At 37.4% G+C, this 12922-nt stretch carries 11 protein-coding genes; 10 read left to right on the top strand and 1 reads right to left on the bottom strand.

Features of this window, described 5'->3' with window-relative positions:
* The first annotated feature begins 765 nt into the window (after positions 1 to 765).
* Complete coding sequence (locus AAC037_RS07805) at positions 766 to 897, top strand: hypothetical protein (RefSeq protein WP_339902455.1); 132 nt, start codon at positions 766 to 768, stop codon at positions 895 to 897.
* A 71-nt stretch (positions 898 to 968) separates the two neighbouring features.
* Here the strand turns inward: AAC037_RS07805 and AAC037_RS07800 are convergent, their stop codons facing one another.
* The gene (locus AAC037_RS07800; protein WP_339902454.1) at positions 969 to 2057 is read right to left on the bottom strand and encodes a serine hydrolase domain-containing protein; all 1089 of its coding nucleotides are present in this window, start codon (positions 2055 to 2057) and stop codon (positions 969 to 971) included.
* A gap of 274 nt (positions 2058 to 2331) precedes the next feature.
* Between AAC037_RS07800 and AAC037_RS07795 the strand changes: the two genes are divergently transcribed.
* The 9 genes from AAC037_RS07795 to AAC037_RS07755 form a co-directional block, all read left to right on the top strand.
* Complete coding sequence (locus tag AAC037_RS07795; RefSeq protein ID WP_339902453.1) at positions 2332 to 3474, top strand: serine hydrolase domain-containing protein; 1143 nt, start codon at positions 2332 to 2334, stop codon at positions 3472 to 3474.
* A 47-nt stretch (positions 3475 to 3521) separates the two neighbouring features.
* Positions 3522 to 4235 (top strand): CPBP family intramembrane glutamic endopeptidase, encoded by a 714-nt coding sequence (locus AAC037_RS07790; RefSeq protein WP_339902452.1) that lies wholly within the window; start codon positions 3522 to 3524, stop codon positions 4233 to 4235.
* 169 nt (positions 4236 to 4404) lie between these two features.
* Complete coding sequence (locus AAC037_RS07785) at positions 4405 to 5055, top strand: hypothetical protein (RefSeq protein WP_339902451.1); 651 nt, start codon at positions 4405 to 4407, stop codon at positions 5053 to 5055.
* Positions 5056 to 5086: 31 nt separating this feature from the next.
* Positions 5087 to 5308, top strand: a complete 222-nt coding sequence (locus tag AAC037_RS07780) for a hypothetical protein (protein WP_339902450.1) — start codon at positions 5087 to 5089, stop codon at positions 5306 to 5308.
* A 518-nt stretch (positions 5309 to 5826) separates the two neighbouring features.
* The gene (locus AAC037_RS07775) at positions 5827 to 6024 is read left to right on the top strand and encodes a helix-turn-helix transcriptional regulator (protein WP_339902449.1); all 198 of its coding nucleotides are present in this window, start codon (positions 5827 to 5829) and stop codon (positions 6022 to 6024) included.
* Positions 6017 to 8344 carry a DEAD/DEAH box helicase family protein gene (locus tag AAC037_RS07770; RefSeq protein WP_339902448.1) on the top strand — a complete coding sequence of 776 codons (2328 nt, stop codon included), beginning with the start codon at positions 6017 to 6019 and terminating at the stop codon, positions 8342 to 8344. Before AAC037_RS07775 ends, AAC037_RS07770 begins: the two co-directional genes overlap by 8 nt.
* Before the next feature lie 2 nt (positions 8345 to 8346).
* The gene (locus AAC037_RS07765) at positions 8347 to 10110 is read left to right on the top strand and encodes an AAA family ATPase (protein ID WP_339902447.1); all 1764 of its coding nucleotides are present in this window, start codon (positions 8347 to 8349) and stop codon (positions 10108 to 10110) included.
* Positions 10107 to 12230: an N-6 DNA methylase gene (locus AAC037_RS07760; RefSeq protein ID WP_339902446.1), complete on the top strand. Its 2124-nt coding sequence runs from the start codon at positions 10107 to 10109 to the stop codon at positions 12228 to 12230. Before AAC037_RS07765 ends, AAC037_RS07760 begins: the two co-directional genes overlap by 4 nt.
* Before the next feature lies 1 nt (position 12231).
* The coding region (locus AAC037_RS07755; RefSeq protein ID WP_339902445.1) for a toll/interleukin-1 receptor domain-containing protein at positions 12232 to 12922 on the top strand (691 nt) is incomplete at its 3' end.

The following is a 12922-nucleotide window of genomic DNA, read 5'->3' as shown; positions in this document are numbered from 1 at the left end:
GCTTCCTTTCTTTTCCCCTGAGTTACTCGGCTTCAGGGCAGGCCCTGATTCACTTTGCAATAGTGATGCTTTAATAATCCTGGTACTGGAAAGTGTACGAATGTTTAAGGGTATACCTATATTGTAATTTCTATTAATTTCCACATAACTTTCCGCCTTGCAGGTTTTGGCGTTAAGAAATTCGGGCAGCGCGTTGGCAAAGGCATAGGTATGTTTGACGAAGGGCCTAAAAGCATACTTAAATTACACGAATTTATTTTGCCCTGAGGAGTTTGCCTATGTGCGGGCGGAGGCCGGATTTTAGCCAAAAAATGCACAGCGGCGGTTTTTTTTGATTACTTTTTTGAACTGTAGCAAAAAAGTAATGAAGTTAAAATAAAAAATATCCGCTTCAACCCGCTCACCGCTTTACAACCAGGCATTTGTAAAGAATTAGTAAATAATAAGCTTTAAGTTCTGATCAATAGAGGTAGCTTTAGCGGCTTCCTTTCTTTTCCCCTGAGTTACTCGGCTTCAGGGCAGGCCCTGATTCACTTAGGTGTTCAGGGAAGACTTGCTAAAAAGAAACGAAGCAAAGAAAAATCAAGCCAGCAGAAAACTCCTGTCCGCAAGGCCGGTCGCCGCCTCGTTCTCTGGCAGACCCCCGCACTACTCTAGATAGTGATGCTTTAATGACTATGATATTGGAAAGTTTAGGACCTTTTAACCTGGAAACAAAGCTATGAGGAAAAATATCCATATTCTTCTTACCATACATATTGCGAAATGGAGAAGAATACGAAATTGGATAAAGCCGAAGTTTTAGCGTTGTTTGGAGGAAACAAGGGCTTTTTTGATTTTCATCGGGTTAACTTAAAAAACCATAATGAGGTCAACGAGAATTTGTTTTTGGAATAAAATTAAAGAGGTTACTTAGAGTAACCTCTTTAATTTTAATTTTTTCAGGAAATCCTAATACATCCTGCAGGTTAAAATTCATTTTTGATAATGGCTTCCATGATTTGGTAGCGCTCTTCGCTTTTATCTTGTTCATTGCTGAGCAGGATGATCAATCCTTCTGACTCCGGTATCAATACCAAAAGACTGGTAAACCCGTCGATATCTCCTCCATGGTGGTAGATGACCTGATCATTGATTTTAAGGGTAAAAAATCCGGCTCCGGGTACATTGATGTCGTTTTGCGCCAGCGGGGCAGCAAAAACCAATTCCTTTTCACTTTCAGTGAAAAAATCGGAAAGCAGTGCTTTTCCCCATTTTTCAAGGTCTTCAATATTGCTTTCTATCTCACCGGCACTGTAGGCAATCTGCATTTGATAAGGACCTACTTCCTGCCCATTGTCATAGCCTTTGGCCCTCTCTTCTCCGCTTATGGTATCAGGACCTTTGCCCGTATGGTTTAAGTTAAGCGGTGCATAAATATTTTGGTTCAAATACTCCTGGTAAGACAGGTCGGTAAGTTCTTCTATAAGTAGGCCCAGAATCAAATAGTTGGAGTTGGAGTAAGCGAAGAATTCTCCTGGGGAAAAGTCCAAGCCATCCTCTTCAATGGACTCGAGGATGATATCAAAAATTTCCTCGGTATCAAAGTGGTAATTGTTTTCCTCAGCATAGTCTTCAATCGGCCCCACATAATCAGGTATACCGGACTGATGATTCATCAAATGGTGGATGGTAATTTGGTCTCCATAAGGGAAATCCGGTGCAAAATCACTTAAAGGTTGATCCAAACTATTGATATATCCCTCTCTTTTGAGCTTGACCACCGCTGCGGCGGTAAAGGATTTGGTAATTGAGCCGATGCGATAGATAAGCCCGGGATCATTTGGGATATTATTGGCTTGATCAGCCATGCCAAACCCCTTTTTCAATAAATATTCACCTCCTTTGCTGATCAATACACTTCCTGTAAACCCTATTTCTTCCAAATAGGCTTCCGCAGAATCATATCCCGTGTTAGCATCCGTAGGAGGGTTGCCATCCTCCTCAATACAGGAAGCTAAACTTATTAAAAAGGCCATGGCCAACATTACTTTAAATTTTCCCAATAGCGTTGTCATTATATTTTGTTTTTAAATTTTAAGATGATCCAAAATTAGCGGGCAAGGGTATAGCGATCGTCTCAGAATGTATAATGGGACCGGCTTATGAAATTTAGGACTATTTCAGGGCTTCAATGATGTCAAAAAAGAATGTGAGAGCCCTTAACAAGGATTTTAGTAATTATTTTCAATTATTAAGGCTGAAGAAGTCCGAGATCTCACCGGAAGAGATATTTAGGACGATATTCCCCGCAGTTGAAAAGACCTTTGTAGGGTACAAAATCAAAAGAAAATGAAAAAGTTAGCGACATTACTTATTTGCATGACAAGTACCATTGCCTTGCTTGCACAAGAAAATCAGGACAAGGTAATTCAAAGGATTGATCGATTATTGGAAAAGGAATTGAAAAAGGAAAATGTACACAATGTATTCCTGTCCCTTTTTTCTCCCTCCGATAATTTCGAATGGCATGTGGCCAAAGGAGCATTCAAGGATGGGAGGGAAGTGAGCATCCAAAACCCTTTTTATACTGCCAGCATTGGCAAGACCTTTACGGCAACTGCTATTGGGATGCTGGTGGATCAAGGGAAAATCAATTTCGAAGATCCAATAGCGAAATATTTATTTCCTGAGCTAATGGATGGATTGCATATTCTCGATGGGGTGGATTATGGAGATTCGATCAGGGTTTCGCATTTATTGCAGCATACCTCCGGGATTCCCGATTATTTGGGAGAACCACTTGATGATTCACCGGGAATGCTTGATTTAATAGTAACTGAATCCAACCGATTTTGGGAACCGGAAGAATTAATTGCCTTTTCAAAGGATCATTTCAAACCTACTTTTGCTCCGGGCACTGACTATTATTACACCGATACGGAATATGTTTTATTGGGTTTGATCATTGAAAACATTGGTGAAATGGAGCTTCACGATTTTTTCCTTAAGCATATATTTACACCTCTTAAGATGGATCATACCTACCTCAACTTAAGGTCTAAACCCATTCAACCTACCGCTCAGATGGCTGAAATGTATGCCGGCACACACGAAATTAGCACGATTAAAAGTCTAAGTGCAGATTGGGCCGGTGGTGCCATTGTTTCTACAGGCAATGATTTGATCCGTTTTCAAATCGCCCTAAGGGAAGGAGATTTGTTCTCGGCCGAAACCTTTAAAGAGATGCAAAAGTGGGTCAGGGAAACCAAAGGCATGTCCTATGGCTATGGTTTACGGAAAATCTCTTTTAAACAACTCTTTCCCATCTTACCCAATTGGGAAGTCATCGGGCACTCAGGAATGAATGGTACTTCGATGTATTATTGTCCGGATCTGGATATGTATTTGGTGGGTACACTCAATCAATTGGAGGGATCAAAGGATGCGGTAATGTTGATGGTAAAAGTTTTAATGGAATGCAAAAAGCGCTAACACCCTCAATACCTAAGGACTATTCGTGAAATTAACACCTAAGATCTATGAAATCCGCAAAAAACTATTGGTTATTGCTTCAAACCATCTTGGCCACTATGGCCTTACCAAGCATTGCTTTTCATCTTCGAGGGATTAAATTATCGGAACAATTTTCCCCGATTATCAACCAGCAGCTAAGCTATCAATTGGTGACACTGCTGTTAGCTGCGGTGATGCTGATGGTCTTTAGCTACTCAAGGAAAGAGGTATTCAAAACCTATTTCCAAAAGGGAGATTCAAATAGAAGATTCCTACCGGCCCCTTATCTAGGAATCAAACCAAAGCCAAATGAAACCTGGAAAAAAGCTGGCATTGAATGGGCCCTTATTATTTCCTTGGTAACTGGGATTGTGATTTATTTGCAGCTTTTCGGGGAGGAGTCAAAGCCCTCACTAGCAAAATTAGCAGAAGTACTTCCTTTGGCCGTATTGGTAGCCTTGGTGAATTCATTTGTGGAAGAAAGCATCTGTAGAATTGGGGTAATTGTCGCCTTAAAAGGAGTCTACGATGATGGAAAAATCGCCATTGTCTCAGGATTGCTATTTGGTTCGGTGCACTATTTTGGAACCCCTGGAGGTTTTACAGGAGCCATTGTCTCGGGATTTCTAGGTTGGTTTTTGGCCAAGTCCATACTTGAAACCAAAGGCATATTTTGGGCCTGGCTAATCCATTTTTTACAGGATATCATCATAATCACGGCATTGTTTGCCATTGGATAGGGTCCGGATCAAAACAAAATTTGAAAAGTACTGAAATACACCAAAGGGTCCAGAATTTCATATCAGGACGATTGACCTTGTATTCTTTCTCAAATTTGAACTGTCAATAGGAACAAATGTCCACTGATAATCACAAAGAAACTTATTTAATAAATTAAACATCTTAATCATGAAAAAGTTACTTATTCTCGTTTTCTGTTTTCAAATTTTTTCCGGCTTTGCTCAAACCAACAATGAGAAAGCCATCGGTTCCGCTGTAAAGTATAAATATCGAGTTAGTCTTCCTGGAATTATTTTACCACAATTGGTACAGGATTCCTGGACCGATCAAACCCATACACAGCATATTGAACTTCATGTCAAGCGTAACTTAGACAATAAAAACATCATTGGCCTTAAGCTAGCCAGCTGGAGATTGTTTCAACCCATGGGCATATTGTGGTGGGATGGGCTTTTGGACAAGGTAGATTCCGGAAGCGAATTTTATCCCGGACATGTGCGAGAAACCGGCATAGGGTTTAGCTATCAGCGCATGTTATGGAAAGGACTGTTTGCCACAGTAGAAGTTTTGCCTCAGTTCAAAACCTATCTGGATGAGAACAATGAAAAAATTGACAATGGCTTTAAGCTGTACAATTCCTTTCACCTTGGCTACCATATTGGATTTGGTAAAAGCAAACGTTTCTTTATAGAACCTCAGGTTCATTCTCAGTTTTGGGTATTGGACACCAATACACCGGAAGATTTTAAAGCCCTGGATGATAAATGGAGAAATTATTTCCTCTTTGAACCCAATATCTACATAGGCATGAAATTTTAGAAGTAGAGGCTTACAATAAAATAGTAATACCATGACAACAGACAGAAATATACAAATCGGAACAACAATAGGAGTAGCCATAGGAACCGCTATCGGTATCGCCATAGGTTTAAGCATAGGCATCACAATGCTTGGCATCCTAAAAGTAGATATGAATAGCCAGCTTACATTTTGGATCAGCACAGGAATGGCTGTGGGCGGGGGAATTAGCCTGGTAAAGCATGTTTTAAAAAGAGCAGAAAATACTCGATAATCACTCAATGAACCTTTGAAAGCTGCGTAGGGATTTTAGTGTTAATAATTCTTGCGTGGCTGTTTTAATTTTTTGGACTTTGTATGAGTCCTGAAACTTCAAGGTCTTAATTGAGGAAAAAAAATTTGGTTAATTGAACCCTTGATTTGCCTTAACATTACTTCTGATATTCTATAACTGCATTATAGAACTGAGGTTATGTTAATCATCCGCTATGCGTTTGATCGTAAAAAATTTTAGGTGTTATATAATGGCCTGCGTTATGTTAATGTAAGCTTTGGGATCTGCGTTGGGAATAATTTTCTCTTTTAAAGGGAGGGAAGAAAAGAGTTTTTTTATCGGGTGGGATGGAGCACCCTTTTGGCATCCTTGGTTTGTGGGTGGCTATGAGCGGATGCCAAATGTGTGTGAAATTTGTGCTGGCTCTTCATTAATCAATATATCTTATTTATATCTCACTTCATGAGATAATTATCATTCATTTCGTTATATTCGACTTCTTTTAACTTCAAAAGTAGATGAACCGCATAAAAGCAGTTTTAGAAGAGAAGGGTATTAAGCAAACTTGGTTAGCTGAAAAGCTGGAAAAGAGCTATAACATGGTAAATAGTTATGCTCAAAACAGAAGGCAGCCGAGTATAGAAGATTTATATCGTATTGCGGAAATATTGAATGTTGATGCAAAGGATTTATTAGCTGATAAGAAAGATGGCTAAACATTTATCTGAATCTGATACTCGAGCAAAATACATAGACCCAAACCTTAAAAAAGTAGGATGGGACGAAGCGGCAATTGTACGTGAGTATTACTTTACGGATGGACGTAAACTTTTAGGGGACAAAAGGGGTAAACGATTATTTGTCGATTATCTACTACGTTATAACGGAACCAATCTTGCTTTAATTGAGGCAAAAAGAAACGATAAACATCCAACTGAAGGCTTACAGCAAGCGATAGATTATGCCGAAAAACTAAAGATCAATATTATCTATTCGAGCAATGGCGAACGGATATATCAATTTGATCTAAGAGAAGGGAAAGGACAATATGTTGACGACTTCCTAGCTCCAGACGCTTTATATGATCTCAATTATAGAGCACAGAATGAAACAAAGAAGAAGCTTTTAGAAATACCTTTCTATCTAACTGGGGCTTTTAGACCAAGATACTATCAGGAAATTGCGGTTAATAAGGTAATGGAAAATCTGGCCGATGGGCAGAATAGAATGCTTCTGACCCTTGCCACTGGAACAGGAAAGACATTTATATCATTTCAAATTGTTCACAAGCTTTTGGAAGGAAAGTGGAACATAGATAGAGAAAATAGACGACCGAGAATTTTGTTTTTGGCTGATAGGAATATCCTAGCGGATCAAGCCATAAACACTTTCAATCCATATGAAAATGATTTAATAAAAATCAATGGAGAGGAAGTAAGAAAAAGGAATGGTGAAGTACCAACAAACGCTTACATATTCTTTGCCATATATCAGGCTATTGCCGATAGAGAAAACCAAGACCAAGAGAACATTGGTGGGTATTATCGACAATATCCTAGTGATTTTTTTGACATAGTAATAATTGATGAATGTCACAGAGGAAGCGCAAACGACGAAGGTTCATGGCGTCAGATATTAGATCATTTTAAACCAGCTGTGCATCTTGGTTTAACAGCTACCCCAAAACGTGAGGATAATGTAGACACTTACAAATATTTCGGAAAACCCATTTACGAATATTCATTACGAGATGGAATTGCTGATGGTTTTCTAACACCTTATAAGGTCAAGCGAATTACTACCAACATTGATGAATACATCCATACTAATGACAATGAGGTTATCAAAGGAGTGGTTACAAAAGGACGGTATGAGATTAAAGATTTTGAGCGAATCATAACCGTTGATCAAAGAACAGATTTAATCGTACGAGCTATTTTAAATCACATCCAGCCAATGGACAAAACCATTGTATTCTGCGTCAATCAGGAGCATGCCTTGACCATGCGAGATATGATCAACAATCATAAGGAAATTAGAGATCCAAAGTATTGTGTTCGAGTAACGTCCGATGAAGGTTCAATAGGAATTGGGTATCTCGAAGATTTTCAAAATAATGATAAGGACATTCCAGCGATACTTACATCATCCCAAATGCTTACTACTGGGGTTGACGCTAGAAATGTGAGAAATATCGTAATCGTACGGACAATCAATTCACATGTTGAATTCAAGCAAATAATAGGGAGAGGGACAAGGCTTTTTGATGGTAAAGACTTTTTTACAATAATCGATTTCACCGGTGCTACTAATGCCTTTTATGATAAGGATTGGGATGGGCCGCCTGAAGAGGAGATAGATACTACTGAAGGGAGTTCAAGGGAGAAAAAGAAAAGTAAACCTTACAAGAAACCTGTCGAGTCAGGTGGTGAAGTGAATGAACCTGAGGAAAAACTAGCAATAAAGCTAAGTAATGGCCATAGCCTAAAAGTCACTAATGTTGATATGAGGTATATCGATGAGAATGGTAGGCCACTGACTGTCCGTGAATTTCTAGAAAAGTTGGTAGGTAATCTTCCTTCACTTTTCAAGGATGAAAAGCAGCTTCGGATAGCTTGGGCAAACCCTGAAACAAGATCAGCTTTACTTGAAAAATTAGGGCAGCTTGGTTTTGATAAAGAGCAATTAGAAGCTCTTAGGCTGATGGTAGCTTCACCAGCAGTTGACATATTTGATGTCTTGGCTCATATATCATTTAGTGCGGGGATTAAAACTCGAAAAGAGAGAGTCATTAACGTAAAAGGTCAATCTCAAAAACTCTCTATCTACTCTGACTTAAAAGCAAAAGAATTTCTTGAATTCATATTAGACCATTATGAAAGATACGGCTCAGAAGAGCTTTCGCAAGACAAACTGGGTGATTTAGTGAAACTCAAACTAGGTACTCCGAAAGATGCGAAAATTGCGTTTGGAGATTTAAGAAAATTAAAAGAAGCCTACTATATGCTTCAAGAACAAATTTATGAGGCCAGCTAGTTATGGATATTACAATCCCAAGAAATAAAATTCACAATCGAAGGCAAACAATTCAAGTTGATAATACTGTTTTGACTTTTGTTGGGCAAAATGGATCTGGAAAGTCTGCTTTACTAGAAAGTATATTTCAAAAGTATCTTGATGATCAGGCGTCTACAACAAGAGTAATTTCATTCACCTCTGGTTTTAATGAGTGCTATAGTAGTCAATTCAACAAGAGCGTTAAATCTAGAAAAAGATTTGTTGTTAAGAACCCAAATGATGAAACCCGAATTGACAATGCAATAAATGCATTCTTTTTTGATTCTTCTTGGGTACGTTTTCTAGTATTTGCGGCATGTGCTTTAAAACCTAGAGGTAAGGTTGCTGAGTTTTTAAATACAAAGAACCTTATTAGTCATGATGCAAACGGCATTGATACATCAACTTATATTAAGTTCCCTTTCAGAGTTAGGTATTACTACATAAAAAGAATCCAAAATGCATTAGCAAGGGAAGCAACTGATCCTAGTTTTTTATCAGTGCGAAGAACATTTTTTCATGATTACCTAACAAAAGTTGCAGAGGCTGTCTATTCAAGTAATTATGAATTTGATGATTCGATAATTAAAGATGAAAGAAGAATTAATGCAAAAGATTTGCTCAATATTCTTGGAAATGACATCAATAAGATATTCTCTTTTTTAGCGTGGAGTTCATCAAAAGATGACTTCATTTTCAGAAAAGAAGCAAAACTGTTTTTTGGAAGAATCGAGCTAAACGATTTAAGTGATGGTGAATACCAACTACTGTCCATTTTCTCACTCCTTGATTTGTTTGATGATTCTGATACAATTTTCCTGTTCGATGAAGTTGATTCGCATCTTTACTATCAAAACGTACAAAAGCTTTGGAGTTGTTTTGAAAACATTTCGGGAAAAATCATAACAACAACTCATTCTGCTGATTCGATTATTCTAAATGATTTTAATAATATCAAACTAGTTGAAAACGGTCAGGTAGTTCCAACATTGCTTGCTGACACTATACTTAAACGCCTTGAATCATTGGCATCTGGATTGGATTATAAGATGCAGGTGGCAGGGAAAGTGAGGTATATAGCACTTGTTGAAGACTACTTCGATTGGTTTATTTTCAAAGAACTCAGTCGCATTAAAGTACCGAATTTTGATCCTACTGTTTTCGACAGAATTCACTATATCAAGTGTCCATCAAATTGGGATCAAACTTCACAAGAATTTGGAGGGGCTAAAGTTAATTGGGTTGAAGATTTTAAGAAGCAAAACACACAACCAGACACACATAAAATTTTTCTCCTTTGCGATAGAGACAATCTACCGATAGCCGATATTGGCAATTCTGGGTTGGTCAATAGAGCTCCCAACAGACAAAATAGGATTCCGATTCCAGGGCAAGGGGGAAATAGAATGGCATTCTTGTTAAGCTGGAAAAGACGAGAGATTGAAAACTATTTATTAAGTCATACGATGTTAACAAACCATACGGCTTTACAACCGATTCAGAACTTGTTACCTCCGAATGATCAATTGGCTGTCAATAATTCCAATGATAATGAAAATGTTAGAAGATTGGATGTGAAAACTGCATTACAACCACTTTATCTAAAGGATAATATTACTGGCATTTCGACAACTCAGCGAGGAGTTGACTTTAATAAACTCAAAACAATTATCGATGAAATCCCAGCTTCTGAAATTTCAGAAGACATCACCAACCTTTACAACTTCTTTAGCAATAACCTATGAGTATAAAAGAGATACAAAATAAGATTAATCGTATAACCGATATCCTCAGACGTGATGACGGGATCAACGGAGCTATGGGCTATACCGAGCAAATTAGCTGGGTATTGTTCCTGAAGTTTTTTGATGACTATGAAGAGAATAAATACGATTCTGCTGAATTGAATAATCAGAAATATGAATTCATAATTTCTCCTCAATTCAGATGGTCGCAATGGGCTTGCCCAAAAGATTCGGACGGTAAATTGGATAAGAAAAGAGCCATGACCGGTACCGACCTCAATGAATTCGTAAATAATGATCTATTTCCATATCTCAAAGATTTTACTAAGTCTGGAATTCATGATCCTAAATCAGCGAAATACAAAATAGGAGCCATATTCGATTGGTTGGAAAACAAAATAGCAAGTGGTCACACACTTAGAGAAGTCCTTGACATAGTTGATAGTCTTGATTTTCAGAGTCAAGATGAATTATTTGAGCTTTCTCAAGTATATGAAAGCCTATTGAAAGGGATGGGGAGCGATGGTGGCAACTCAGGAGAATTCTATACACCAAGAGCTATTATCAAAACCATGGTTGATGTGGTAGAACCACAAGTGGGGCAAAGTATTTATGACGGAGCAGTTGGAAGCGCAGGATTCTTAGTTGAAGGGTTTGATTTCCTGATGCAAAAAGGCAAGCTAAAAAACTACAATACAACCCAACTCAAAACCATCCAAGAAGACACATTTTACGGATACGAAAAGACTTCACTTGGCTATGTAATGGGTATGATGAACATGATCCTTCATGGAATCGAAAGTCCTAATGTATTCAAAGAAAATACTTTAACCGCAAATATTAGAGACATTCAAGAGAAGGATCGACATGATATTATTCTAGCTAATCCTCCATTTGGAGGAAAAGAAAAAAGTCAGGTTCAGCAAAATTTTCCAATCAAAACTAGTGCTACGGAACTTTTATTTCTGCAACATTTCATGAAGATGCTTAAGCTCAATGGAAAAGCAGCAATAGTGGTTCCAGAAGGAGTGCTATTTCAAACCAATGCAGCCTACGCAAAGGTAAAGGAAGATCTATTGCAACATTTCAATCTGCATACCATACTAAGTCTTCCAAGTGGAGTCTTTCTGCCATATAGTGGTGTAAAAACAAACGTGGTTTTCTTCGATAGAAAAGGTGCAACATCCGAAATATGGTATTATGAAGTTGAACCACCTCATCAATTAACTAAAAACAAGCCATTGTTAATTGAGCATATGAAGGAATTTATTAGACTTTACAAAAACCCAAATGAGCGAAATCAAGGAATTGATAATTGGACTGTTGAAGTTAATGAAATTAAAAATTTCGATCTCTCTGCACAAAACCCAAATAAGGCAAATAATAATGAACATAAAGATCCTGTAGAAATACTAGAACTTATCAAAAAGAGTAATGAACATATTGTAAGTGGAATAAGTGAGATTGAACATCTATTCAATGGATTCGAAAATGAAATAAATAATTACTCAAATATTGTGGAGGACAAAATAGGAAATTTAATATCCGAAATGGTCTCTGGGTTTGCTTGCAATAAAAGTAATGAAAAAGCAGACGGTCATGTCCACTTGAGAACTCATAATATTGATCTCACAGGTGAACTTAATTTCTCATTAATGATAAGAATTAACCCTAAAAAAGTAGATCAAAAAAAGAGTAGCCTGAGGAAAAATGATATTCTGTTTAATAATACGAATAGTAAGGAATTAGTTGGGAAATCGGTATTAGTTGACAAGGACTATAATTATGGTTTCAGTAATCACCTAACGAGAATAAGGGTAAAAGAGGAAATAATTAATCCTGAATATTTAGTCAATTATTTACTTAACCTTCATCAACAAGGATATTTTCTTAGAATATGTAAAAAATGGATAGGACAGGCCGGGGTAAATTCATCAATGTTAAAAGCTACTATGATAAAATTCCCCGTAAAAGTTGTTGATCAGGAAAAGATTAATGAGAAAGTAAGATTATTTAATTCACGATTTAAGATTTTGATGAAAGAAACTGAGTTGAACCTTAAAAATTTGGAAAAAATGAAGTCTAGTCTTTTGGACAAGGCTTGCAGTGGTGACTTGTGATATGAAGGATATGGGATTCTCTGAAGATAAGATCAATGTTTTCATTTCATATTCATGGGATGATGAAGATCACAAACGCTGGGTTATTGATTTAGCAAAAGCAATCCGGTCAGCAGGAGGCAATCCACTAATCGACCAGACACATCTGAAATTTGGGGGTAATATTCCATTATTTATGGAGACCATGATTATACGATCTGATGTGGTTTTGATGATATTAACTCCACCATATCAGGAAAAAGCAGACAAAAGAGTAGGGGGTGTAGGTTATGAATATAATATCATTAACGACAAGCTTTATAATCGTCATGAAAACGAGAAATATATTCCAGTGCTACGCAATGGAGATAAGAAAAGCTCAGTACCGCTCTTTTTACAAACATACGGCTACGCTGATTTAAGAGAAGGTAAAAAATATAAAGAGAATCTCAATTTGCTATTGAGTCAGATTTTAAAGTCGCCCCTTAAACATCCTGAAAAACAAAAAAGTAAGCATGTGGAAACAAAACTAGAATACTTACCCAATAAGCAACTCGAAAAAGAGATTGACGGACAGTTTGAGAGTTACTTTCAACAAATTTTCAATATTTCAGACGAGAGTGAAATTGTTACTGCTGGTGGTGCGGTCATAAAGACAGATTCAAGAAATCAGAAGAACAAGGTAAAAAAGGAAATTGCAGTATGGAAAGCAG

It is taken from the genome of uncultured Cyclobacterium sp. (assembly GCF_963976465.1).
In the GTDB taxonomy this organism is placed as follows: domain Bacteria; phylum Bacteroidota; class Bacteroidia; order Cytophagales; family Cyclobacteriaceae; genus Cyclobacterium.
The sequence above is the reverse complement of the archived record's forward strand: the minus strand, read 5'-3'. Positions and strand labels throughout refer to the sequence as shown.